General features: G+C 45.2%; 24 protein-coding genes. 12 read left to right on the top strand and 12 right to left on the bottom strand.

The genetic code is table 11. The features are described from left to right. The first annotated feature begins 32 nt into the window (after window positions 1-32). From hemA to F8R13_RS10645, 4 genes are read left to right on the top strand one after another with little or no spacing between them, the layout of a single operon-like run. A complete protein-coding gene (gene hemA / locus F8R13_RS10660; protein WP_152834393.1) occupies window positions 33-1,313 on the top strand; it encodes a glutamyl-tRNA reductase in 1,281 nt (426 codons plus the stop codon). A 29-nt stretch (window positions 1,314-1,342) separates the two neighbouring features. Next, the gene (prfA, locus tag F8R13_RS10655) at window positions 1,343-2,428 is read left to right on the top strand and encodes a peptide chain release factor 1 (RefSeq protein WP_152834391.1); all 1,086 of its coding nucleotides are present in this window, start codon (window positions 1,343-1,345) and stop codon (window positions 2,426-2,428) included. Window positions 2,429-2,439: 11 nt separating this feature from the next. Next, entirely contained in the window at window positions 2,440-3,276 is an 837-nt protein-coding gene (gene prmC / locus F8R13_RS10650) for a peptide chain release factor N(5)-glutamine methyltransferase (RefSeq protein ID WP_152834389.1), read from the top strand. A 28-nt stretch (window positions 3,277-3,304) separates the two neighbouring features. Next, a complete protein-coding gene (locus F8R13_RS10645; protein ID WP_152834386.1) occupies window positions 3,305-4,057 on the top strand; it encodes a molybdopterin-synthase adenylyltransferase MoeB in 753 nt (250 codons plus the stop codon). Window positions 4,058-4,059: 2 nt separating this feature from the next. Here the strand turns inward: F8R13_RS10645 and F8R13_RS10640 are convergent, their stop codons facing one another. The 4 genes from F8R13_RS10640 to F8R13_RS10625 all read right to left on the bottom strand — a co-directional run bounded on the left by F8R13_RS10640 (window position 4,060) and on the right by F8R13_RS10625 (window position 8,303). Further along, window positions 4,060-4,797 (bottom strand): flagellar motor protein MotB, encoded by a 738-nt coding sequence (locus F8R13_RS10640; RefSeq protein WP_152834384.1) that lies wholly within the window; start codon window positions 4,795-4,797, stop codon window positions 4,060-4,062. Window positions 4,798-4,831: 34 nt separating this feature from the next. Then, window positions 4,832-5,677, bottom strand: a complete 846-nt coding sequence (locus F8R13_RS10635) for a motility-associated protein (protein ID WP_152834382.1) — start codon at window positions 5,675-5,677, stop codon at window positions 4,832-4,834. Between the two features lie 71 nt (window positions 5,678-5,748). Further along, the gene (gene parC, locus F8R13_RS10630) at window positions 5,749-7,980 is read right to left on the bottom strand and encodes a DNA topoisomerase IV subunit A (protein ID WP_152834380.1); all 2,232 of its coding nucleotides are present in this window, start codon (window positions 7,978-7,980) and stop codon (window positions 5,749-5,751) included. A 41-nt stretch (window positions 7,981-8,021) separates the two neighbouring features. After that, window positions 8,022-8,303, bottom strand: a complete 282-nt coding sequence (locus F8R13_RS10625; protein ID WP_152834378.1) for a heavy-metal-associated domain-containing protein — start codon at window positions 8,301-8,303, stop codon at window positions 8,022-8,024. 101 nt (window positions 8,304-8,404) lie between these two features. Here F8R13_RS10625 and F8R13_RS10620 point away from each other — a divergent pair, with 101 nt between their 5' ends. Both F8R13_RS10620 and F8R13_RS10615 read left to right on the top strand, forming a co-directional pair. Continuing rightward, window positions 8,405-8,749 carry a PilZ domain-containing protein gene (locus F8R13_RS10620; protein ID WP_152834376.1) on the top strand — a complete coding sequence of 115 codons (345 nt, stop codon included), beginning with the start codon at window positions 8,405-8,407 and terminating at the stop codon, window positions 8,747-8,749. A gap of 45 nt (window positions 8,750-8,794) precedes the next feature. After that, complete coding sequence (locus tag F8R13_RS10615; RefSeq protein ID WP_152834374.1) at window positions 8,795-9,160, top strand: PilZ domain-containing protein; 366 nt, start codon at window positions 8,795-8,797, stop codon at window positions 9,158-9,160. 44 nt (window positions 9,161-9,204) lie between these two features. Here F8R13_RS10615 and parE read toward each other — a convergent pair whose 3' ends face one another. Next, a complete protein-coding gene (parE, locus tag F8R13_RS10610) occupies window positions 9,205-11,091 on the bottom strand; it encodes a DNA topoisomerase IV subunit B (RefSeq protein ID WP_371414950.1) in 1,887 nt (628 codons plus the stop codon). A 185-nt stretch (window positions 11,092-11,276) separates the two neighbouring features. Here parE and pdxH point away from each other — a divergent pair, with 185 nt between their 5' ends. From pdxH to F8R13_RS10595, 3 genes are all read left to right on the top strand, one after another. Further along, a complete protein-coding gene (pdxH, locus tag F8R13_RS10605; protein ID WP_152834369.1) occupies window positions 11,277-11,924 on the top strand; it encodes a pyridoxamine 5'-phosphate oxidase in 648 nt (215 codons plus the stop codon). Window positions 11,925-11,946: 22 nt separating this feature from the next. Then, window positions 11,947-12,645: a uracil-DNA glycosylase gene (gene ung, locus F8R13_RS10600; protein ID WP_152834367.1), complete on the top strand. Its 699-nt coding sequence runs from the start codon at window positions 11,947-11,949 to the stop codon at window positions 12,643-12,645. 163 nt (window positions 12,646-12,808) lie between these two features. Further along, on the top strand, window positions 12,809-14,653 hold the full coding sequence (locus F8R13_RS10595; RefSeq protein WP_253806434.1) for a methyl-accepting chemotaxis protein: 1,845 nt from the start codon (window positions 12,809-12,811) through the stop codon (window positions 14,651-14,653). A 20-nt stretch (window positions 14,654-14,673) separates the two neighbouring features. Here the strand turns inward: F8R13_RS10595 and F8R13_RS10590 are convergent, their stop codons facing one another. From F8R13_RS10590 to glyQ, 7 genes are read right to left on the bottom strand one after another with little or no spacing between them, the layout of a single operon-like run. Next, window positions 14,674-15,360, bottom strand: coding sequence for a flagellar motor protein MotB (locus F8R13_RS10590; RefSeq protein ID WP_152834364.1), 687 nt, complete (start codon window positions 15,358-15,360; stop codon window positions 14,674-14,676). Continuing rightward, window positions 15,357-16,103 (bottom strand): OmpA family protein, encoded by a 747-nt coding sequence (locus F8R13_RS10585; RefSeq protein WP_253806433.1) that lies wholly within the window; start codon window positions 16,101-16,103, stop codon window positions 15,357-15,359. The genes F8R13_RS10590 and F8R13_RS10585 overlap by 4 nt, the downstream gene beginning before the upstream one ends. 16 nt (window positions 16,104-16,119) lie before the next feature. Next, entirely contained in the window at window positions 16,120-16,947 is an 828-nt protein-coding gene (locus F8R13_RS10580) for a motility protein A (protein ID WP_152834362.1), read from the bottom strand. A gap of 12 nt (window positions 16,948-16,959) precedes the next feature. Beyond that, window positions 16,960-17,694, bottom strand: coding sequence for a 1-acyl-sn-glycerol-3-phosphate acyltransferase (locus tag F8R13_RS10575; protein ID WP_152834360.1), 735 nt, complete (start codon window positions 17,692-17,694; stop codon window positions 16,960-16,962). Continuing rightward, entirely contained in the window at window positions 17,691-18,227 is a 537-nt protein-coding gene (gmhB, locus tag F8R13_RS10570; RefSeq protein ID WP_152834358.1) for a D-glycero-beta-D-manno-heptose 1,7-bisphosphate 7-phosphatase, read from the bottom strand. Before gmhB ends, F8R13_RS10575 begins: the two co-directional genes overlap by 4 nt. Window positions 18,228-18,286: 59 nt before the next feature. Next, on the bottom strand, window positions 18,287-20,365 hold the full coding sequence (gene glyS, locus F8R13_RS10565) for a glycine--tRNA ligase subunit beta (protein ID WP_172967754.1): 2,079 nt from the start codon (window positions 20,363-20,365) through the stop codon (window positions 18,287-18,289). Continuing rightward, a complete protein-coding gene (gene glyQ / locus F8R13_RS10560) occupies window positions 20,365-21,285 on the bottom strand; it encodes a glycine--tRNA ligase subunit alpha (RefSeq protein ID WP_371414949.1) in 921 nt (306 codons plus the stop codon). Before glyQ ends, glyS begins: the two co-directional genes overlap by 1 nt. 120 nt (window positions 21,286-21,405) lie before the next feature. On the opposite strand from glyQ, the gene F8R13_RS10555 reads away from it, so the two are divergent. The 3 genes from F8R13_RS10555 to F8R13_RS10545 all read left to right on the top strand — a co-directional run bounded on the left by F8R13_RS10555 (window position 21,406) and on the right by F8R13_RS10545 (window position 24,138). Then, entirely contained in the window at window positions 21,406-21,657 is a 252-nt protein-coding gene (locus F8R13_RS10555; protein WP_152834356.1) for a sulfurtransferase TusA family protein, read from the top strand. A gap of 104 nt (window positions 21,658-21,761) precedes the next feature. Then, window positions 21,762-23,054, top strand: coding sequence for a peptidoglycan DD-metalloendopeptidase family protein (locus F8R13_RS10550; protein WP_371414948.1), 1,293 nt, complete (start codon window positions 21,762-21,764; stop codon window positions 23,052-23,054). Further along, complete coding sequence (locus F8R13_RS10545) at window positions 23,047-24,138, top strand: anhydro-N-acetylmuramic acid kinase (protein ID WP_152834354.1); 1,092 nt, start codon at window positions 23,047-23,049, stop codon at window positions 24,136-24,138. Before F8R13_RS10550 ends, F8R13_RS10545 begins: the two co-directional genes overlap by 8 nt. Window positions 24,139-24,224: the final 86 nt, after the last annotated feature.

Here is a 24,224-nt window from a genome sequence, read left to right as displayed (position 1 = left end):
TTTTTTCTTTTTTATTAAAAATCGGTTCTTCAATGAAATTATTTGTGTTGGGCGTGAATCATAAAACAGCCCCTGTGGATGTCCGTGAAAAGGTGTCTTTTTCACCGGAACAAGTGCAGCATGCACTCGTAGAACTGAAAGAGAAATGTCCTAGTGATGAGTACATGATCCTCTCGACATGTAACCGCACGGAAATCTATTGCAACCTGAAATCCTTAGAAGAAGGTGTCATTGAGCAATGGCTACATGACTACTTCAATCTTCCGCCAGAAAGCTTGCAGGATTACCTTTACAAGAAAACCAATCTGGATGCCATTAAGCACATCATGCGCGTATCCAGCGGATTGAATTCCTTGATTCTGGGGGAACCTCAGATTTTCGGCCAGATTAAAGACGCCTATGCGCTGGCACAAAAGTCCGATAGTATTCATCAACGCATGGATGCTTTGTTCCAACACATCTTCAAAACGGTCAAACAAATCCGTACCGATACGGCCATTGGTTCAAGCCCGGTTTCCGTCGCGTTTTCTGCGGTGGCACTGTCAAAACAGTTTTTTGGTGATCTATCCGATCAAACTGCATTATTGATTGGTGCTGGAGAAACCATTGAATTGGTTGCCCGCCATCTAAAAGAACACCATATCGGCAAGTTGATTATTGCCAACCGTACGTTGACGAAAGCTCACCAAATTACCGAAGCATTAGGTGGCTATGCGATTGGCTTGAATGAAATCAATGATCACCTTCATGAGGCGGACATGATTATTGCTTCCACAGCAAGCCCAACCCCTATTTTGAATCAAAACGATATCAAGGCGGCCCTTAAAGCCCGTAGACACAAGCCTATGTTTATCGTCGACATCGCAGTACCAAGAGATATTGCGCCGGAAGTTGGGCAACTGGACAACGTCTATCTTTATACGGTTGATGACCTCACCGCCATTATTGAAGAAAACAAACAATCCCGCAAAGACGCTTCTTTGGAAGCGGAAGAAATCGTCAGCTCTCAAGCTGAAAACTTCATGATGCAATACCATGCATCTCTACAGGCAAGCCCGTTGATACAGCATTACCGCCAGCAAGCCTATCAAATCAAGGACCATGCGCTAGAAGATGCCTTAGCCCTACTGCAAAAAGGCGAAAAACCAGAGTTGGTCATCAAAAAACTGGCCAATCAGCTCACCAACAAAATTCTACACACACCTACGGCAAACCTACACCATGCTGGACTGAAAGGTGAGCAACACATCATTGATGCTGCAAAACAACTGTTATTTGAAGCTGATAAACCAAACAACTCGCATACTTCTTAGTACGCCACATTTGATAAAGACAATTCGTAATGAAAGACTCTATTCGTAAAAAACTCGACCTGCTCGTAGAACGCCTGGATGAAGTGAACCATCTGATGTCCGATCCTGAAATCATCAGTGATCAGACCAAGTTCATGAACCTCAATAAGGAGCACTCGCAGATCAGTTCCGTGGTGGAAGCCTACACACAGTTTCTGCAAACTGAAAGTGACTTGAATGAAGCAAAAGCTATGATTGCCTCAGGCGACCCTGACCTGAAAGAAATGGGGCAAGAAGAGCTTCCGATCCTATCCAAGAAACTCGAAGAGCTTGAGTTGGCATTACAGAAAATGCTACTTCCAAAGGACCCGAATGATGACGCCAACATCTTCTTGGAGATTCGTGCCGGAACGGGTGGAGACGAAGCCGCTATTTTTGCCGGGGACTTATTCCGTATGTACAGCCGCTACGCGGAAAACATGAAATGGCAGATTGAAGTGCTTAACGCTCAGGAAGGTGAGCATGGCGGTTATAAGGAAATCATCACCCGAATCATCGGTGATGGCGCTTACTCTCGCTTAAAGTTCGAATCCGGCGCTCACCGTGTACAGCGCGTACCGGCAACTGAAACCCAAGGACGTGTCCACACCTCCGCCGCAACCGTGGTTATCATGCCCGAAGCGCCTGATGTTGAAGCAGTTGAACTAAACCCTGCCGATTTAAAAGTGGACACTTTCCGCGCCTCTGGTGCGGGGGGACAGCACGTCAACAAAACCGATTCGGCGATTCGTATCACTCATATTCCAACCGGAACGGTCGTTGAATGTCAGGACGAACGCTCTCAGCATAAAAACCGTGCCAGAGCCATGTCTCTGCTGGCGGCACGCATCATGGATGAGAAGCAACGCAAACACGACCAGGAAATCGCACAAGAACGTAAAAGCCTGGTCGGCTCAGGCGACCGCTCCGAACGTATCCGTACCTACAACTACCCGCAAGGGCGCGTTACCGACCACCGCATCAACCTCACGCTTTACAAGCTTGACGATGTTATGCAAGGCGGCTTACAGCAAGTCATTGATCCGTTAATCAATGAATACCAAGCGGAACAACTTGCCTCTTTGAGTGAACAGTAAGCAAGGTCAATATGACGATTACCGAGGCGCTCAATCTGGGGCGAAGCACCCTAACCTCTGAATCGCCATTACTGGACACGGAAATCCTGCTTGCCTATGCCTTAGGCAAAGACCGAACTTATCTTTTTACCTGGCCGGAACATGAGCTTTCCCCTCAACAGGCAGAACACTTTTCTGAGTTGTTGAAAAAACGCCAGGTTGGGGTACCGATCGCCCACCTAACCGGTAGCAAAGAATTCTGGGGATTAGACTTCAAGGTCACTTCTGACACACTGATTCCTCGCCCTGACACGGAAATACTGGTGGAACAAGCACTGCTAAAAATCGAGTGCTTTAAGCAAGATCACATTAATGCTCGTGTATTGGACTTGGGCACAGGCTCAGGTGCAATCATTTGCTCACTCAAACATGAAGCGCCTTACATAAATGCCTACGCCGTTGACCTTCAACCAGCGGCACTAGAAGTTGCCAAGCAAAATGCCGAACAACATGGCTTGTCCATTGATTTTCGCGTTGGTAGCTGGTTTGAACCCATAGCAAATGCTCGCTTTGAAGTGATTGTTTCCAACCCGCCATACATTGTTGAAGACGACCCTCATTTATCTCTGGGAGATGTGCGCTTTGAACCACTCACAGCATTAACCTCCGGGCACGACGGGTTAGAAGACATTCGCTCCTTGATATCAGAAAGCAGAAGTCATTTAATTGAAGGCGGCTGGTTGTTGATAGAACATGGATTCGACCAAGCCGAGGCATTACAACAACTCTTTACCGACAACGGTTTTCAACAAGTAGAAACCATTTACGATTACGGGCACAACCCAAGAGTCACCTTAGGGCAACTCTAAGCCAATACCAAGACAAAAAGGATTTGAGATGAAATCTTTAAACGATGACGAATTGAGTCGCTACAGCCGCCAAATCTTACTCTCGGAAGTGGATTACGACGGCCAATTAAAGCTCACTGAATCCCATGCTGTGATTGTTGGGCTGGGTGGCCTAGGGTCTCCTGTATCACTTTATTTAGCTGCTGCGGGGGTAGGAACGCTTAGTCTGATTGATTTTGATGAAGTAGATGACTCCAACCTACAACGCCAAATTGTCCATCGTGAAAACAATATCGGCATGACAAAAGTCAGGTCTGCTGAAGAAAATCTCAGCGCGCTAAACCACTTTATCGATATTCATTCTTACGATGACAAGTTATCCGAACAAGAATTTGAAGCCATTATCGAAAACGCAGATGTGGTGATTGATTGTACTGACAATTTTTCGACACGCTTTACGCTGAACCGTATCTGTTATGCCCAGAAGAAACCTTTGGTCTCTGGCGCAGCCATCCGCTGGGAAGGACAACTTTCGACTTTTGACTTCAGAAAGAACACCTCTCCTTGCTATCAGTGCTTGTATAAGGAAGACTCAGGTCAAGAGCTGACTTGTAGCGAAAACGGTGTGCTGGCACCTGTCGTGGGTATGGTCGGTTCAATGCAGGCGATTGAAGCCATTAAAGCGTTATTGGGCAAACCAACATTGACTGGAAAACTCATGATTTTGGATGCCTATACCATGAATATACGCACCCTTAACTTGAAAAAAGATCCACATTGCCCGATCTGCTCGGGCAACTAATTTTAGCGAGGAAGTGGCGGTGCCACCTGACCGGCTACCGGACGAGTCGGCTGAGCCACTTTCTTGTTCTTGATCATAATCACCACTCGGCGGTTCAACGAACGTCCATAAGAACTATTGTTCGGTGCAACAGGTTCATTGTCTGCTTTACCTTCAATGGTGATGTATTTTTGATCTACCCCCATGTAGATAAAGGTTCTGGCAACTGTTGCCGCCCTAGCTGCCGACAACTCCCAGTTTGAAGGAAATTGGAAATTGGAAATCGGCACATTATCGGTATAACCGGTAATGATCATATCCTGTTTACGCCCTGCAAGGGTTTCCCCAAGGTTTTCCAACTGCTCTCTGGTTTTATCTGTGATATTCGCACGTCCACTTTCAAAGAAACTATCCGATCTCAAGGTAATCTTGATACCTTCCGGCGTTTGCTGAATATCGATATCCTTTGGATTAACTTTCGCTACAGCAGACTGAATCTCTTGTTCCGTGACAGGTTTTTCCTGCTCGATTGGTGGCTTGATGGGTGCAGCCTGTGCAGAGGCATCCTGCTTTAAAACCTTATCGCCGCCACCGCTGTCACCAACAAGGTTTTCAACGAAGGCTTTTCGTTTCTCAGGATCGATGATAGAAGTCAGCCACATGACCAAAAAGAAAACCATTAAAACGGTCATCAAGTCGGCAAGTGCAATTTCCCATGCACTGTCTTCTTGTTCGCACTCATTCCCTCTACCTCTGGACATATTGGCTCCACTCATCTCGGCGCGTCATAAACGATTAAGGCCCTTCTCGCTTAATCTCAAAATCTGGCGGAATACGTTGTCTACCAATCTCTGCAGCCATACTAGGCGATACTCCGTGAGAGAATGCATAGAGGAAAGCGGCAGCCACTTCAAAAATTGCCTGATCCTGACGAATCATCACTTCTGTTGCATGCGTAAAGGGCGCAACAACAGCAAATGAGAAAAAGATACCCGTCAAAGTCCCTACAAGGGCGGCGCCGATTGAGCTACCAATTTTTGCCACATCCATGTCACCCCCCAACAAATTCATTGTCAGGATAACGCCCATTACCGCCGCCACGATCCCGAAACCAGGCAACAACCCGGAAATCTTACCAGTCGCGCGCGGCACTTCCATCATCGAATGAATAATATCGTGAATCTGATCTTCTAAATAATGCTTAAAATCCAGCGCTTGCGGTGGATTCAACAATAGGTAAGAGAAGTTATCGACGATAAACTTCTTAAGCTCTCTATGCTTAAGAATCAGCGGATAGTTCATAAAGATTGAGCTGTCCTCAGGTGAAGTGATGTGAGCTTCCAACGCAAGTACCCCTTGCGCACGAGCCAAGCGGGACAATTCATCCAACAAGCCCAACAACTCAATATATATCTTTTTATTGACGCGGCCACCTTTGAAAAAGCGCCCCAAATAAACAAACGTCTTACTCCAGACATAGACTGGTGTCGCTGCAAGGAACACACCAAATGCAATTCCAAGAATAATGACCAGCTCTGAAGGGTGCCATAATGAAGAAAGCACACCCCCTTCCATGAGGAAACCGCCAATAAAACTTCCGATAATAATCAGTATGGCTAAAGGTTTTGAAATAATATTCATAATGTTTCTACAAGCCTAAAAATCTCTACAGTCGCTTAAGCAACTTTAAGACCAACTTTATTTTTTAGACTCTATTCCTTAACCAAACGAATTTCGGTAACCTGTTTCAAAGTTCTTGGCAAGGTGATTCCTTTCTTCGCTCTAACTGCAAAGGCTTCTTCTATTGCCGTTGGGCCAAAAGACTTCGCATAATCACCCGCAACTAGCTCTAGTTTAGCGCCCGGACTAAAGGCAAATACTGCCGTCACAGCTTCACCCTTGGGCATTTGAATCAACTTATTCCCTTTCCCTTTAGCAATTTCCGGCAACTCGGATTGTTCAAACACCAACATTCTTGGCTCACTAGTCGTCACAATCACCCAGTCCCCTTCTTTCACAGCAGCTGGCGCAAGCACTTTTGCACTCTTATCAACACTCAGCGCCGCTTTTCCGGATTTGTTCTTTGAAGATAAGTTCTCCAACTGGGTAATAAAACCATACCCGGCAGAGCTGGCAAGGATAAAGCGGTCTTTATCCTGCCCTAGAATCACGCTTTCAATACTGGCTCCTGTCGGCAAGCTCAAGCGGCCCGTTAACGGCTCACCATGACTTCTTGCCGAAGGTAGACTGTGGGCAGCCAATGCATAAGCCCGCCCGGTTGAATCCAAAAAGATCGCTGTTTGACGGCTTTGCCCTTGTGCTTGATGTTTAAAGGCATCCCCAGATTTATAGCTCAGCGCCCGTCCATCAATATCATGCCCTTTTGCCGCACGTACCCAGCCCGTTTCCGACAATACAACCGTAACCGCTTCCGATGGCAAAAGATCCTGCTCGCTCATGGCACGTGCCATTTCAGCACTAACAATTGGAGAACGGCGCTCGTCGCCATAAAGTTCGGCATCGGCAATCAATTCTTTTTTCACCAAGGTTCTCATTCTGGTTTCGCTGCCAAGCGTTTTTTCCAGCATTTGACGCTCTTTGTCCAACTCGTTTTGCTCGCTACGGATTTTCATCTCTTCCAAGCGCGCCAAGTGACGTAACTTCAACTCAAGAATGGCTTCTGCCTGGATTTCCGTTAGATTAAAACGCTCCATCAAAACCGGTTTAGGCTTATCTTCTTCTCGGATAATGGCAATCACTTCATCAATATTGAGGTAGGCGATTAACAAACCATCCAAAATATGCAGCCTTGCCAACACCTTATCCAAGCGGTATTGCAAACGTTTTCTAACGGTCTCAAGACGGAACATCAACCACTCGGTCAAAATGTCTTTTAAGCTTTTAACTTGAGGGCGTCCGTTCAGTCCAATTACATTCAGGTTAACGCGATAACTTCTTTCCAAATCCGTAGTGGCAAACAAGTGAAGCATTGCCGCCTCAACATCAATGCGACGCGAGCGTAGCTCGATAACAATTCTGACTGGATTTTCATGGTCAGATTCATCTCGCAAATCCACCACCATCGGCAATTTCTTGGCGCGCATTTGCGCGGCAATTTGCTCCAACACTTTAGAACCTGAAACCTGGAACGGCAACGCATCAACAACCACATTCACACCGTCTTCTACTTCGTAGTGCGCGCGCTGACGAATGGTTCCGTTTCCGGTTTGATACAAGCGCTGCATTTCACTCTTTGGTGTGATCACCAACGCACGGTTTGGATAATCCGGTCCCGGGACGTGTTCAAAAATCTCTTCATCGGTAATGTTTTTATTTTCCAGAATGGCAATACAGGCACCGACGATTTCTTTGAGGTTATGAGGGGGAATATCCGTCGCCATCCCGACGGCAATACCCGAAGTCCCATTTAATAGAACGTGAGGTACACGAGACGGCAGCACACTTGGCTCATTGAGAGAACCATCGAAGTTCGGTACCCAATCCACGGTACCTTGACCAATCTCTTCCAGCAACAACTGACTGAATTTTGACAACTTGGCTTCGGTATAACGCATGGCGGCAAACGACTTCGGATCATCGACAGACCCCCAGTTACCTTGCCCGTCAACTAATGGATAGCGGAAAGAGAAATCCTGCGCCATCAATACCATGGCTTCGTAACAGGCCGAGTCGCCATGTGGATGGAATTTACCTAACACATCCCCAACGGTACGCGCTGATTTTTTATGCTTTGCAGAAGCCTTCAACCCCAACTCTGACATGGCGTAGATGATACGTCTTTGAACAGGCTTCAACCCATCACCGATATGCGGAAGTGCACGATCCAAAATAACGTACATCGCATAATCTAAGTAGGCCTTTTCGGTAAATTGAGCGATGGTTTGATGTTCGATGCCTTCGTAGTTGATTGATTGCTGGCTCATGCGTCGTCTTTTCTCTAAAGGTTTAAATTAGGTTCGTTTGATTATGCTTTGTCAGACATACGACCAACGGCACAGGAAACAAAAGATTTCGCTTTTGCACCCGCCGAAGCCATTCCCTGAATCGTACCGGTTTCAGGATACCCCATTCCGGTCAATTGCGCTTTAACCTGCTCAACTTGATTTTCGTTGTCCACCTCAAAGCGGACTTCGCCGTTTTCGATATCGACCTGAACATCAGCGACACCTTCCAACGATAAAAGTTTTTTGGTGATGCTATTGGCACAACCACCACATTTGATATTCTCTACCTGAAGGCTATACATTATGTTATTTCCTCTAAATCCGGTATGATGAATCTTGTCCATGATTATCAAGTTAATTTATCATAGAAATCTATTCGAATAAATGCGCAATCTCTAAACATATGAAAGCAATAATACCCAACAGACGCCACTACGAACGAGTTTCAACCGAAAGACCCGTTACCTTATTAACGCCCGAAAACAATGCTTTGCAGGGCAAAATGATCGACATTTCCATTCATGGCGCGGGCGTTATTGTCCATTCAAGCTGCATAACTTGCGATCAAGTACAAATCATGTTCCATTTACCGACCAGTGGCGGAACACCGCTTACCCTTTCAGCAATCATCACGCACCACAGTTCAATCAGAGGAGATTGTTTTTTGGGACTAGAGTTCGTCGGGCTTCTAAAGAATTACGAATCGGCAATCAACGAATTTATTCGATTTCATCACCGATTGGATTAAAATAACTTTCAAAACGATAATAATTAAGAGTTTCAGAGACGCCAAATGCTCTTCAACAATCCATCTGTACATACCGAACGTGCTGCCAAGGTCAGAGGCCAAACCGTTACTGTTGATGCTGTCTTAACCGAGATATCCATCAGTGGTGTGGTGGTTATCAGCCCAAAAAGAGCCAGCATCGGTACACGTGTTGAAGTGTTCTTTGAGATTCCTGCAAAAGGTTATTTTAGAGAATTAAGCACAACAGGATTTGTGGAGCACTTTCACAGTGCCGACAATGGGTTTCTATTGGGCATACGTTTTGAAGACGTTCCTGATGAGATCAAAGACTACATTCAAGACTTTATCGACTACAAAGATCGCCTACATCAACTCGGCAAAAAGACTCACCACAAACCTGACAACAGCTAACCCCAACCTGGCAGATTTTTAACTTTCTCTGCCCCGGTCGAATCTTAAATCACTGCAGCCAAATCGCCTTTTTCTTCCAGCCACTCTTTACGATCAGCTGAACGTTTCTTCGCTAACATCATATCCATAATAGGAATTGATTCCGCTTCGTCCATGCTCAGTTGAACTAAACGACGAGTTGCCGGCAACATGGTGGTTTCACGCAACTGCGAAGGATTCATCTCCCCCAGACCTTTGAATCGCGTTACCTGAATCTTACCGGGTAACTTTTCAGTCTCTATACGATCCAGAATGCCTTCTCTTTCAGCTTCATCCAATGCATAAAAGACCTGCTTACCGACATCGACACGATACAAGGGTGGCATCGCAACATAAATATGCCCGTTTTCGATAAGCGCGGGAAAATGTTTAACAAACAGCGCACAAATCAAGGTAGCGATATGCGCACCATCGGAATCCGCATCCGCCAAAATACAAACCTTCCCATAGCGCAAGCCAGACAAGTCTCTGGAGCCCGGGTCAACACCCACTGCCACACTGATGTCGTGAATTTCCTGTGATGCAAGAACCTGTGAGGAGTCTACCTCCCAAGTATTCAAGATTTTTCCGCGTAACGGCATGATGGCTTGATAGTTTTTATCTCGTGCCTGCTTCGCAGAACCACCAGCCGAGTCCCCTTCCACTAGGAATAGTTCAGTCATATTGATGTCCGACTCGGTACAATCCGCCAGCTTTCCAGGCAATGCAGGGCCGGAAGTAATCTTTTTACGGGTCACTTTCTTGGCTTTTTTATTCCGGCTTTGCGCATTATTAATAACGATTTCCGCAATTTTCTCGGCAATCTCGGTGTGTTGGTTCAGCCACAAGCTAAAGGCATCTTTAACCACCCCCGAAATAAATGGAACGCACTCGCGTGAAGACAAACGCTCTTTGGTCTGACCAGCAAACTGAGGTTCGCGTACTTTGGCCGACAAAACAAATGCAACGTTTTGCCAAACGTCTTCGGGCGTCAGCTTAATGCCTCTCGGCAATAAATTTCGGAACTCACAAAACTCACGAATGGCGTCAGTCGCTCCCGAGCGCAAACCGTTAACATGCGTCCCACCCTGTGGGGTTGGAATCAAGTTCACATAACTTTCTAATAGGGCTTCCGCTGGTTCAGCTAACCAAGCGATTGCCCAGGAAACACCTTCATGTTCCCCATTCACATCCCCAACAAAACCTTCAACCGGGAAACGCTCAATGCCATCCAGTGCGTGGTTCAAATAGTCTCTCAAACCATCTTCATAGTACCATTCGCATTTTTCATCACTGACTTCATCAAAGAAGATCACTTGCAATCCGGGACTCAGCACCGCTTTTGCGCGGAGTAAATGCTTCAGCTTCGACAACGCATATTTAGGTGTATCGAAGAAGCTGGCATCCGGCCAAAAAGTCACTTTGGTTCCGGTATTTTTTTTACCGACTTTACCAATTTCCGTCAAAGGTTCGACAAGATTGCCATTTTCAAAAGCGATCTGGTACTTAACACCGCCACGTCTAATTTCAACCTCAACACGTTTTGACAAGGCATTTACAACAGAAACACCTACACCGTGCAAACCACCCGAAAACTGATAAGCCTTATTGGAAAACTTTCCGCCGGCATGCAACTTGGTAAGAATAACTTCTACCCCAGGCACACCCTCTTCCGGGTGGATATCTACGGGCATCCCTCGCCCGTTATCTTCAATCGACATTCCGCCATCTTTATAGTGCGTGACGAGAATTTCATTGGCATAACCTGCTAGCGCTTCATCCACAGAGTTGTCGATAACCTCTTGTGCCAAATGGTTAGGTCGAGTGGTATCGGTATACATCCCAGGGCGTTTTCGAACTGGATCCAGTCCGGTTAGCACTTCGATTTCTGAGGCATTATAGTTTTCGCTCACTAGCAACAACTCCTGCAAACAATTAAATGACGATTTTAGCTTTTCGGTAATGCTCGTATGTTGAGTTACAAACGAGTCTCCGCTATATTACATAAAAAAAGGGACAACACCAAGATTCAACCCAAATCATATCTGTGAACAATAGGTTCACTGACATCAAATTAACTCAACATAGAGACATATCAATGCCGAATCGTGATTATCACTCTGAGCGACGCGAGTACAACTTCGCTTCACTTGACAGAGACCAGATTGACGCCAATCCTTTTGAACAATTCACGAAATGGATGACTTTCGCGCACCAAGAAGCGGAGATTAAAGATCCGACTGCCATGTCGGTCACCACGGTTGATGCCGAAGGACAACCTCACAGTCGAGTCGTGCTCTTGAAAGAATTTTCTGCTTCAGGTTTTGTGTTCTACACCAACTACAACAGTGCAAAAGCGCACGAACTTGCAAATAATGCCAAAGCTGCACTCTTGTTTTTCTGGCCGGAGCTTGACCGACAAATTCGCATTGAAGGAACCATTTCTAGAATTGATCCCGAAAAATCCAAAGCTTATTTCCACAGCCGCCCAAGAGGCAGCCAACTGGCTGCGTTGATTTCAGAACAAAGTGAAGTAGTCGCAGACCGGGCGACACTTGAGCAGCGACTACAACAAGCTGAAACGACCTACCAAGATCAGGAAATTCCCGCTCCGGCTAACTGGGGTGGTTATCAATTAAAAGCGAATCTTTTCGAGTTTTGGCAAGGCCGCCCGAACCGTTTGCATGATCGTTTTCGCTACCTAAAACAAGGCGAAAACTGGCAAATAGATCGCCTTTGCCCTTAAACACACATAACCGACAAAAGCTATGACAAACACCAACCACATGATTGATTTAGAAGCATCCTGGCTGTCACAACTCAAACAAGAATTCGACATGCCCTATATGCAGCAGTTGAAGGCTTTTTTATTGGCGGAAAAGCAGCAAGGCAAAACCATCTTACCGAAAGGAAGCCTTTGGTTTAACGCGCTCAACTCTACGCCGTTCGATCAGGTTAAGGTAGTTGTGCTTGGACAAGACCCTTACCCCACACCCGGTCACGCTCATGGGTTAAGTTTTTCCGTACTGCCAGGCGTGTCTCCCCTCCCAAAATCTCTGCTTAATATTAATCAGGAACTCCTAACCGATGTAGGCGTGAATAACGCCCATACCGGTTATTTACAACCTTGGGCAAATCAAGGAGTCTTGCTACTCAACGCCGTGCTTACCGTGGAGGCAGGCAAACCCAATGCTCACCAAAACAGAGGCTGGGAGCAGTTTACCGACAAAATCGTGCATCTATTGGCCGAAAATAATGAACATTTGGTATTCATTTTATGGGGGGCTTACGCGCAGAAAAAAGGAAAATTTATCGACCGACAAAAACATTTTGTGATTGAGTCTCCGCACCCGTCTCCCCTCTCTGCTTACCGTGGTTTTTTTGGTAGTCAGCCCTTTTCTAAAACCAACAGTTATTTGCAACAGCATGGCAAAACACCGATAAACTGGCAACTTCCGGTTGTTTAATCTTAATAACCCAGAATTTCTATCCCTATACACCCTGTTATTAAAATCCACTTTTTAGGCAATTATCCCTATAAAACTGGGGTTTCTCCACTTTTCTCCTAGGTAAGAATTCATAGATTTTATGCTAGACTATAAGTATTAAAACTAGCACTCTTGTGACCAAATGAGCTTTAACATTATGGACAAAAACGTCAAAATACAGAAAGCTGGCTTATGGAGCCGGGCAAAAATATCAACTTTGAGCATCATATTGCTTGTCATGATGGCAGGTGCAGGGGTCTTTTTCACCACAGCCTTTAGTGTTCTTCACATCCAACTTGATGGCGCATTGAAGGACTGGCAGATTATCCAGAAAATTTTGTCTGACACCGGCGTCTTACAGACTTCAAACCTACAAGCACATAGCGAACAACTCTCTCACAGTATTGAAGCGGTGAAGGCATTAACCGTTTATTTCATTATTGCCGTACTACTTGCAGTTGGCGCGTTCTTTATTTTGATGTACAGCACACTTATTATCAAAATCGTCAGACCTGTCAAAGAAATGGAAAAAGGCATTTTGGAAATCACGTCCACCAATGACTTTTCTAAAGTTTTGAATGTGAAATACCAAGATGAAGTTGGGCAGGTCATCCGCTGTTTCAATGGGCTGACTGGCGACCTAAAGAACGTATTTGACCGTATCAACAGCAATCTTGAACAAGTGGCAAATGGTAACTTTGAACAACGCTGTACAATCGATGTTCACGGAGACCTGGAAACTTTGAAAAACCGCGTAAATGCATCCGTTGACAGTGTTCATGTCACCATGAATTCTCTAGAAGATATAGGAGATGCCATTTCTAATGGCGATTTCTCAGCGCGAATGAACCCTGAAGTCAAAGGCACTATCCGCATTAAAATCGACACGGCTATGCACAACATGGACACAATCATTCAACAAATCAATGACGTGATGCAAAAAATGATGGTATCGGACTTTAGTGAACGTGTTACTGGCGAAGCAAAAGGGCAAATGGCGGAGCTTAAGTCCTTCATCAATGAAGCCGTTTCCGAAATATCGCAAGGCATTCAGGAACTGAACACTGCAACCAAACACCTAAGCCAAGGTAACCTTGCCTACAGCATGACCCGAACATTCAGCGGTGACTTGAAAACATTACAAGACAACCTGCAACATGCCGTCAGCCAATTGAATGACTCTATGACACAGGTTATCAACACGTCGTCAGAAGTCGCACAAGGAACATTTGAAATCTCCCAAGGAAACGACAACCTTTCGGAAAGAACACAATCGCAAGCGGCTTCTTTGGAGGAAACCGCCTCAGCCGTTGAGCAAATCACGTCTACAGTACAGCAAACTTCCGATCATGCACAACGTGCTCACCAACTGGCTACTGAAACCATGAAGCTAGCCAACGAGGGTCGTCAGGTCATGCAGGACTCCGTTGAATCCATGTCCCGCATACAAGAGTCCAGTGAACGTATCAGTGACATCATTGCACTCATTGATAGCATCGCTTTCCAAACTAATCTATTGGCGCTTAACGCGGCGGTTGAAGCGGCTCGAGCTGGCGAACACGGGCGAGGCTTTGCCGTTGTTGCCGGTGAAGTTCGAAGCCTAGCCGGAAAATCTTCGGATGCCGCCAACGACATTAGAAAGCTCATTGATGAAGTGGTCGCAAAAGTAAATCAAGGGGCTTCGCAACTTAATGAAACGAATGATGCTTTCGACAAAATCAATCATGGTGTACAAACTGTTACCGAAATCGTAGCTGAAATCACCGTCAGTGCTAGAGAGCAGGCTACCGGTATAGGCCAAGTGAACCAAGCTATTTCACAATTAGACAGTGCCGTTCAACAGAATGCAGCTTTGGTTGAAGAGACTGCTGCCAACGCCTCTCATCTGACGGAACAGGCCATCAAGCTACAACAGGATGTGTCTGGATTCCAAGTAAAAGCATCAAGCTCTCACAATGACAATTATGCGCTACCATACAAAGATTAAACTCTAATTTAGCTTAACGACTACTTTTCTAACTTTTCTTGGTGCGCGAAGTTGGCGGTGATGACTATTTTCACCCGGCGGTTTTTAGCACGACCGTCCGGTGTGTCATTTGACGCTATCGGGCGGTACATACCATAACCGGCAATTCCGAATAAGTCCTGAGGTAACCCACTTGAAGCCGACAGAAGCTGCATTACGCTTTCCGCTCTCATGGTACTTAAAAACCAGTTATTTCTTAGGCTCGATTCCGGGTTGATTTTTGCATTATCCGTATAACCGGCAATGGAGATTTCCCGATGTAAAAGCAAGCCTTGTTTCCCTGCATCATAAGCAATCCCTGCAGGCAGAATTTTCGATTGCTCTTCCGTCAACAATGGAATTTTTTTCAATTCTTCTCCAACTTCTGTCAACTCTTTCACCAAACCTTCGGATGGTTTAAACCCCCCTTCCACAAAGGCCTGGTCGTTATTGATATTAATTTCCACCCCTAACGAGGTTCTTTTCACCTTGATGAAAACAGCATCTTTCAACCTTTCCGTCAACTCAATAGAGATCTGATCCAAGTCATCTTCCAGCCATTTCTGAACTTTTGAAATTTCACCTTTGTTCAGCACAATCATCAAAATAAAAAATGTAATCAGAAGCGTGATCATATCGCCAAAAGACAATAGCCAACCGGATTTAATCTTTTCCGATTTAACACTCATGACTGCCCCTCTGGCTTGGTAATAATTTGAGGCAACAGATAAATTTCTACTCGACGGTTAATGGGATCCATCTGATTGTTGGAAATAGGACGTAAACTACCGTAGCCGGCAATGCCAAAGCGATCCTCTGGAATCTGACTATAGAGCTGAATGTAATTCATAATGGCGTAAGCCCTAAAACCACTGAGTTCAATATTACTCTGATACAGGGCGGTTTTTGCCAAAGCACCTGCATCAGTATGACCTTCCACTCGAAGGGTCATAATCAACTCATCCCCCTTCTCGATCGGAATCGCTCCAACCAAAAACTTATGCTCTTGAATATAATTTTCAAAGTTTACTTGTTTCAGCAACTGAATTAGCTGGTTCAAATAGGGTAAGTACAGCGGATTTATTTTTGCGCGCGCCGCTGCAAAAAGTTGGTTTTTCTCAAACAGCTCCGGCTTGAAGGTAATTTTGACACCTTTTGCTACCGTATTATCAACCTCCAGCCAACTCATACCATCCTTCTGCGCCTGTGTTTTGACATCACGGTAGAGTGTATTAATCACTTTTTGATAACTACGTTTTTCTTGACTGGTTTCGATACCGACAATAGCAATAATGATGACAAACAATGCTAACAGCGAAGTAAACAATGCAATGAAAATGATTTGAGACGAACGATAGCGCTTAAGCCTTAAAAAACCACTCGCTTCAACTTCCGCTTCTTGTTTAGACTGATTAAGGAGCATGCGTTTCATGGTTTCTCCTTAGTCTCTAATGAAGCTCTAAGTCTAGCTTTTGTTTAGTTTTGTGATTAACGTAGGAAAGTAAACTTTCTTTCATCATCAATGGTGGTAGCTTTTGTTTCAACCCCATCACACCATAGATAATAATTTCGTCTTTTACGACTTCTGCATCAGAAAGCACCTTGAGCTTCCCAGCCATTGGAATAAAGATAAAGTTGGCGAACAAGACCCCATAGAAAGTTGTCACCAATGCCAACCCCATCCCAGCCAACAATGAGTTCAACATATTTTCGGACTGCCCGACAACATTGGCAGTATCGCCTCCGCCAACTTGAGAGGTCATCATCATGATCAACCCCATTACCGTTCCCATCATACCGAATGCAGGTGCATAAGAAGCCATGTTGTTAAACACATCTTGGCAATTCAAATGGCGCATACGCATGGAGTTAAGGTGATTCTCAAGACTTAAACGTAGTTGTTCTTCATCTCGATAGATCATCATTTCTGTCAAAGCAAACGTCAGGAATCGATCTGATTGATTCTCTATCTCTTTTTCCAATGCCAGTTCTCCCTTGGTATAAGCGAGATGAGATAGATACATAAGTTGTTCGATGATTTTTGATTCCGACTCTGGTTCGGCAACAAGGACTTTACCAATTCCTTTGAAAAAACAGAGCATTTGATTCAAAGGATAATTAATGAAAGCGGCAGCGAATGTACCGCCTAAAACCACCAATAAAGCTTGCAAATTAAAGAACGCGGATAGCAACTGACCTGATTTAAAGTCGACCATATTGAATAGGACGACAACTAAACCCAGAATTAATCCGATAATGCTCGCTAATTTACTCATTTATTATAGGTTTTAAGCACCTCCACTCTCTTCAGGAGGGGACGGTAGGTGCGTTCTAAACCAATCCTCTAGTTGTTGGTTGATTTCTTCAACTGAAAATGCCGCTGGATCAATCGATGGACTGATGTAAACATCTATCGTCCCAGGATAGATAAGCAAACTGCCAGAAGGCCAACATTGTCCCGCGTTGTGCGAAACAAAATAGGTTTTGGCCTTTGACCGATTGGCGAGGATTGCCCCGCCTGTATTGATTTTGCCTATCTTTCCATGCGATGTTCGGGTACCTTCCGGAAAAATTACGACCCAAACACCTTCTGCGAGCTTTTCATTCCCTTGATTAATGACTTGCATCATCGATTTTCGGCCGGCTTTGCGATCAATCGCAATCGGCCCCATCATCCTTAAACCCCATCCAAAAAAAGGAATTTTCAATAATTCTTGTTTTAATACAAAGGTTTGGCGAGGAAAAAACTCCTGAAACGCAAAAGTCTCCCACGCCGACTCATGTTTAGCAAGGATTACGCCAGGTTGGGATACGTCCAGATGTTCGCGCCCATGCACCTGGTACTTGACCCCACAAGTCCACTTCAACCAACGAATGGTGAAACGCGCCCATAAGTGAATGTACGCATAGCGTACAGCGGGCGATGTGAGCCATAAAACCTGAGCCGTCGTCACAAAAAAAATCAGCGAAATAATTTGCCCAGTAAAAAATACAGCAGACCTTAAGGCTGTCAAAAACTTCATAACAAACTCTCCACCGCCGTCAAAAGATTGTCGTAAACCGGCACATCCGACAGCTCAGGGGCATTTTTTGCCAACGTCCGCTCACCCTTGCCGGTTTTAACCAGCATAGGCTTCATTTTCATTGCCTGAGCGACTTGAATATCCGCAATTGAATCACCAATCATTGGGCTGCCAACCAAGGAAACATCAAATCTATTTTGTATGGCTTGTAGCATTCCAGTCCCTGGCTTTCGACAAGGAGAGTTATCTTCAGACACATAGGGCGAGTAACTGATCCAATCAACTGTCACACCATGCTCCGCCAGAAGCCCAACGAATTTTTGATGCATTGCATGCAATGTTTGACGAGAATAATATCCTCGACGCACACCGGATTGATTGGTGGCAATAGCAACTGTCCACCCTGCTTTTTTCAGCTTTGCAATCGCTTCAATACTACCAGTTTCGGGAATCCATTCATTCGGGTGTTTGATATAGGCGTCTGAATCCTGATTGATGACACCGTCACGATCCAAAACAATGATTTTATTCATAAGACAACAACAAGTATACGCAAAAAAACGGGCGAATTATCTCGCCCGGTTTGGTTGAACTAAGCTGACAAACGTGAAATATCAGCGGTCTGCAAGAAGAGTTGATAAATTTGGTTCAACAAGGCCAGACGATTGTTGCGAACATTCAAATCATCAGCCATCACCATAACATCATCAAAGAACACATCTACCGGCTGGCGGATTTTCGCCAAAGTCTGCATGGCTTGCGCGTAATCTCTGTCAGCAATCAAGCAACTCACCTCTTCCCTTAGCTCATCTAAAGTGGCAAACAGGTTCTTTTCCGCATCGGTTTCAAACAAATTAGTATCGACCGTTTCTGCAAAAGGTTGATCCAACTTTTTCAAGATATTCGAGATACGCTTATTCGCTGCACTCAAGCTTTCCGCCTCTTCCATCGCACCGAATTGCTGAACCGCAGCAATACGTTTGTCGAAATCTATCGGATGACTCGGCTCACAAACTCTAACCGCTTCAAACTCTTCAGCCGAAATACCTTTATCAGCATAATAAGCTTTCAGACGGCTGACAATAAAGTCGTAGATATCTGCTGCCAATGCATCTGTCGCGTCAACCGCATCATGCAATTTCAAGCTTTCTCGAATCAGTAACATTAAATCGAGATTTAGTTGCTTCTCAATCATGATTCTTAGCAAGCCTAGCGCCGAACGACGCAATGCAAAAGGATCTTTGTCTCCGGTAGGCACCTGACCCAAACCGAAAATACCGGTAATGGTATCCAATTTATCAGCTATCGCTAAGGCCTGTGCAACGCCGGAGTTTGGCAAATCATCACCCGCAAATCTTGGCTGATATTGCGCATCTAACGCATCTGCCACTGCGGCGTTCTCACCTTGTTCCAGAGCATAATAACGCCCCATAATGCCTTGCAATTCAGGAAACTCACCCACCATTTCAGACATCAGATCGCACTTGGATAAACGTGCAGCTCTTTCCAAAAGCTGTGGTTCTTCACCTAAGGGTTTCCCGATTTTGACCGCCAAAGTTTCAAGGCGTTCAATCTTGTTAAACAAGGTTCCCAACTTCTGCTGAAAAACAACTGTTTTCAGGCGTGGTAAAAAGTCATCAAGCGATTGCTTGCGATCTTGATCCCAGAAGAATTTGGCATCCGACAATCTTGGTCGAATAACGCGTTCATTCCCCTTCTTCACTGAATCCGGGTTATTACTTTCAATATTTGAGAAAGTAATGAATTTCGCCATCAAACTACCGTCTTGGTTTAGCAAATGAAAATACTTCTGATGTCCTTTCATTGCAGAGATCAATGCCTCGGATGGCACCGACAAAAATACTTCGTCAAAATCACCCACCACAGCTTGAGGCCATTCATTTAGAGCCGTAACTTCTTCCAACAGGTCTTCATCGATATCGGCAATACCACCCAATGATTTTGCCGCCGCTTCAACTTGCTGACGAATCATGTCTGAGCGTGAAGCAAAGTCAGCCTTCACTTTCCCTTCTGATTCCAGTGTAGACAAGTAAACCGCAGGAGACGTAATTTGAATTTCCTGCGGTGCATGGAATCGATGTCCACGCGTGGTGTTGCCCGTTTTCAAACCTAGAATCTCAGCGGGAACCACAACCTCATCCAACAACATCAACACCCAATGAACAGGACGAACAAACTCAACATCTGATGCTCCCCATCTCATACGCTTTGGAATCGGCAATTTGGCAAGGGATTGATTGACGATTTCAGGCAACAATACTTCGGCTGCTTGCCCTTGTTGCGCCTGATAGTAAACCATCCAAGTACCTTTATCGGTTTCAATCTCAGAAAGTTCACTGACCTCTGCCCCACAACCACGAGCAAAACCAAGCAAAGCTTTGGTTGCTTGACCTTGGTCGTCAAAAGCTGCTTTTTTCGCTGGCCCTTTTTTCTCGACTGTTTTATTTGCTTGAACGCGCTGGAGCTGTTCAACTCTCACCGCCAAACGACGAGGAGAGGCGTAAATACTGACGGCTCCATAAGTCAATTCAGCTTCATCCAGTCCTGACTGAATGCCCGAAGCAAATGCTTCTGACAATTTTTTCAACGCCTTTGGCGGAAGCTCTTCTGTTCCTATTTCGACCAAAAAATCTGCTGTCGTCATCGTCATTATTGGGCTCCTCCATCTTTCACCAATGGGAACCCTAAGGCTTCACGCCCCTCATAATAGGCTTCGGCAATTTGTCTGGCCATTGCTCTTACTCTTCCGATAAATCTCGCTCTCTCGGTAACACTGATGGCATGACGTGCATCCAGTAAGTTAAATGCATGAGAGGCTTTTAATACTTGTTCATAAGCTGGCAAAGGCAGTTTGTCTGCTACCAACTTGGCAAAAATCGTTTCACACTCGTCAAACGTACGGAACAAAATATCCGTATCCGCTTTTTCGAAGTTATAGGCCGACATTTCGACCTCATTTTGATGGAAAACATCCCCATAGGTGACTTTGCCTTCTGGTCCATTGACCCAAGTCAAATCGTAAACACTATTCACCCCTTGCAGATACATAGCAATACGTTCCAAGCCGTAGGTGATTTCACCCGTCACCGGACGACATTCCAAACCACCGACTTGCTGGAAGTAGGTGAATTGCGTCACTTCCATGCCATTCATCCAGACTTCCCAACCTAATCCCCAAGCACCGAGTGTTGGCGATTCCCAGTTATCTTCAACAAAACGAATATCGTGTTCTAAAGGGTCAATACCCAATTTGCGCAAAGAGTCCAAATACAACTCTTGAATGTTGTCTGGAGAAGGCTTGAGCATGACTTGGAACTGGTAATAGTGCTGCAAGCGGTTAGGGTTTTCGCCATAACGACCATCTGTCGGACGGCGGCATGGCTGCACATATGCAGCTCTCCACGGCTCCGGACCGATGGATCTTAGAAAAGTGGACGGGTGAAAAGTTCCTGCGCCCATTTCGTTGTCATAAGGCTGCATGATTACGCACCCTTGTTCAGCCCAATAGGCTTGCAATGTTTGGATTAACCCTTGAAAAGTTAAAATATCGGTTGCTGCATTTGAAGACACTTGAATTGTTTCCTATCTGAGTGTTTCGGGATGTTTTTTCGTTTAAAATGTTTCTATTCGTGTTCGACACGTAAAATTCTGATAATTATACCAATTTAAAGTCACTAAATTAGGAAGAAAATGCCTGAAAACCACGTAATAGACGCTAAGGGACTCAGATGCCCGATGCCGGTGATAAAACTCCAGCAAGCCATTCGCAATGCATCGTCTGGCGACACCATCACGATAGAGTGCACAGACATGGGTGCTGAAAAGGATATTAGCAGCTGGTGCAAAGTCAACAAACACGACATGACAGACAGCTCAACAAGAGAAGGCGACTTTAAAGGTCAAACCACATCCGTACTTTTCATTACGGTCAGTGTGAGTTAGGGACAATTTTTCTTGTCACCATTTGACTCCGCTAGATTCTATTCCGGTTTTCAGTATAATCTGAAGCCATAGATTAAAAATTTCAGTCAGGTAAGAACACTCTCGTGCAGGCTTTCATTAAAAAATTGGGGTTTATCGTCACTTCCCTCCTATTAGTGAGTCTCTATGCATTTAACTCTGATGCAAGCCAGCCTTTTGAAAAACAAACCTTACCGCTTCCCCCGCTTCACTCGCAACTCAACCCGTCTTTAGGACTTGACACTTCAAACAAATCCAGCTCAGCGAAATGGGCAAAATACTCGGTCAAAATCCCCAAAAATGGTTCTTTATCGGAAGCACTGGATAGCCTAGGCATCAGCAAAGCCACTGCTTTTGAAATCAAAAAACTGAAAAACAGTCGTCACTTGACGCAACTCCGAGTTGGTGACACCTTACACATTTGGGTTGATCAAAACAGAGAACTACAAAAAATTGACTACCCAAGAACTCGCGGACTTCACTACCAACTAACGCGTTCTGATGAAGGATTTAAAATTCAAGCCGTTGAACACCCAGTCGAAACCAAAATCGTATCGACTGCCGGCGTGATCAAGCACTCTTTTTACTTAAGCGCTCAGGATGCTGGGTTAAGTGCGAACACCATTATGAATCTTGCGGACATCTTCAATTGGGAAATTGACTTTATCCGCCAGCTTCGTCCAGGCGATCCATTTAAGGTCATTTACGAACAACGCTTTATTGATGGTCAATATGTTGGCGATGGCGACATCCTGGCTGCCGAGGTAACAACTGCAGGCGATGACAAACACACTGCATTTCTCCTTAGGAGTTCTAAGGGTGAAAACATCGGTTACTACGACATCCACAAACACAATCTGAAAAAAGCCTTCTTGCGTAACCCTGTTGACTATGTGCGCATCACCTCTACTTACAAACCTATGAGATTCCACCCTGTGCTCAAAAAATGGCGTGCACATCGTGGTGTTGACTATGGTGGACCTGTTGGTACGCCAATTCATGCCGTAGGCGAAGGCCAAATTATCAAGCGAGGTTGGAGCAATAGCTATGGCCGAGTCATCTATATCAAGCATGCCGGGAAATACACCACTGTCTACGCGCACATGTCACGCTTTGGAAAATTCAAACAAGGGCAATGGGTAAAACAGGGACAAGTCATCGGTTACATCGGGCAATCAGGTCTAGCAACTGGCCCTCATCTTCACTATGAGTTCCGCATTAATGGACGATTTGTCGACCCTATGAAAGTCAAGTTCCCGGACGCCGCGCCGGTTCCTAAGAAGTATCGCACGCAATTTGTTGAGTATGCCGCCTTGATGCATGGCCAACTGGACAGATTGACGCCTCAAAACACACAACTGGCGAGTCGCTTTGAATAGCGCACTCTATCTTGGGCTAATGTCAGGCACCAGCCTGGATGGTGTGGACATTGCGCTGACTGAAATTTCTGATGACTCTCACGCTATTAGATGCCTGGTATTTGACACAATTCCCTACCCGGCTGACCTTAAAGATGAGCTGCACACCCTAAACTTAAGTCCCGCGGTATCACTACACACGCTTGCCAAGCTGCAGTCAGAACTCGGTCAACTCTACAGCGACAATATCAACCGCTTCCTGAAAAAAAATGACCTCACTAATCACTACATTAAGGCCATTGGTTCACACGGGCAGACTATTTTTCATGATCCAATCGTCTCAATGTCAATACAAATCGGCCACCCTGCTTTTATTGCCAAACAGACTGGCATCAAGACTGTGGCTGACTTTCGTATTGACGACATGGCCAATGGCGGCCAAGGTGCCCCGCTAGCACCGGCATTCCACAAAACATTATTCCAACAAAATAATGAACGCCTGGCTGTTGTTAACCTAGGGGGCATCGCCAATGTCTCTCTACTGTCGGAAAACGGGAATGTCATTGGCGCCGATACAGGCCCCGCAAACGGTTTAATGGATGAAATTTGCCAACAACATCTCGGCATTAATTATGATGAGAATGGTGCTATTGCTGCCTCTCAAAACCCAGACCAAACGCTGCTAATGAAAATGTTGGCCGAACCTTACTTTGCAAAACCCTTTCCTAAAAGTACAGGAAGAGATTTATTCAATCTGAATTGGTTAAACCAATTCAACACCAACCACCTGTCGACTGAGGTTTTAATCTCAACACTTAATCAATTGACTGTTGAAACGCTTGCTAATGCAATACGCGGCTTTGATGTTGAAAAAGTCATCTTATCCGGTGGCGGTGCTGAAAATAGCACTATAAAAAACAGATTACAGACTGCTCTGAACGTTGAAGTACTTACCGCTTTTGATTATGGCGTAAACCCACATGCGATTGAAGCAATGATGATGGCTTGGCTAGCGCATCAAAGATTAAACGAACAACCCGTCGAACTACAATCAATCACCGGCGCCTCTAAAGCCTCCATTCTCGGCGGCGTCTGGCTACCTTAATCCTCGAAACTATTCGCCAACTCTTTGCAAAAATCTACCAGGTTGGGTCTGGCTTTTCGCCACAAATAAAAATGCCCAACAAAAGT

Origin of the sequence: Hydrogenovibrio sp. JE_KL2, from assembly GCF_009296185.1 — a bacterium.
In the GTDB taxonomy this organism is placed as follows: Bacteria; Pseudomonadota; Gammaproteobacteria; order Thiomicrospirales; family Thiomicrospiraceae; genus Hydrogenovibrio.
This window is presented reverse-complemented; position numbering and strand designations above follow the sequence as displayed.

Coding starts and splice junctions, on each gene's coding strand:
- hemA (WP_152834393.1), top strand. CDS start 33: ATGAAATTATTTGTGTTGGGCGTGAATCATAAAACAGCCCCTGTGGAT.
- prfA (WP_152834391.1), top strand. CDS start 1,343: ATGAAAGACTCTATTCGTAAAAAACTCGACCTGCTCGTAGAACGCCTG.
- prmC (WP_152834389.1), top strand. CDS start 2,440: ATGACGATTACCGAGGCGCTCAATCTGGGGCGAAGCACCCTAACCTCT.
- F8R13_RS10645 (WP_152834386.1), top strand. CDS start 3,305: ATGAAATCTTTAAACGATGACGAATTGAGTCGCTACAGCCGCCAAATC.
- F8R13_RS10640 (WP_152834384.1), bottom strand. CDS start 4,797: ATGTCCAGAGGTAGAGGGAATGAGTGCGAACAAGAAGACAGTGCATGG.
- F8R13_RS10635 (WP_152834382.1), bottom strand. CDS start 5,677: ATGAATATTATTTCAAAACCTTTAGCCATACTGATTATTATCGGAAGT.
- parC (WP_152834380.1), bottom strand. CDS start 7,980: ATGAGCCAGCAATCAATCAACTACGAAGGCATCGAACATCAAACCATC.
- F8R13_RS10625 (WP_152834378.1), bottom strand. CDS start 8,303: ATGTATAGCCTTCAGGTAGAGAATATCAAATGTGGTGGTTGTGCCAAT.
- F8R13_RS10620 (WP_152834376.1), top strand. CDS start 8,405: ATGAAAGCAATAATACCCAACAGACGCCACTACGAACGAGTTTCAACC.
- F8R13_RS10615 (WP_152834374.1), top strand. CDS start 8,795: ATGCTCTTCAACAATCCATCTGTACATACCGAACGTGCTGCCAAGGTC.
- pdxH (WP_152834369.1), top strand. CDS start 11,277: ATGCCGAATCGTGATTATCACTCTGAGCGACGCGAGTACAACTTCGCT.
- ung (WP_152834367.1), top strand. CDS start 11,947: ATGACAAACACCAACCACATGATTGATTTAGAAGCATCCTGGCTGTCA.
- F8R13_RS10595 (WP_253806434.1), top strand. CDS start 12,809: ATGAGCTTTAACATTATGGACAAAAACGTCAAAATACAGAAAGCTGGC.
- F8R13_RS10590 (WP_152834364.1), bottom strand. CDS start 15,360: ATGAGTGTTAAATCGGAAAAGATTAAATCCGGTTGGCTATTGTCTTTT.
- F8R13_RS10585 (WP_253806433.1), bottom strand. CDS start 16,103: ATGAAACGCATGCTCCTTAATCAGTCTAAACAAGAAGCGGAAGTTGAA.
- F8R13_RS10580 (WP_152834362.1), bottom strand. CDS start 16,947: ATGAGTAAATTAGCGAGCATTATCGGATTAATTCTGGGTTTAGTTGTC.
- F8R13_RS10575 (WP_152834360.1), bottom strand. CDS start 17,694: ATGAAGTTTTTGACAGCCTTAAGGTCTGCTGTATTTTTTACTGGGCAA.
- gmhB (WP_152834358.1), bottom strand. CDS start 18,227: ATGAATAAAATCATTGTTTTGGATCGTGACGGTGTCATCAATCAGGAT.
- glyS (WP_172967754.1), bottom strand. CDS start 20,365: ATGACGATGACGACAGCAGATTTTTTGGTCGAAATAGGAACAGAAGAG.
- F8R13_RS10555 (WP_152834356.1), top strand. CDS start 21,406: ATGCCTGAAAACCACGTAATAGACGCTAAGGGACTCAGATGCCCGATG.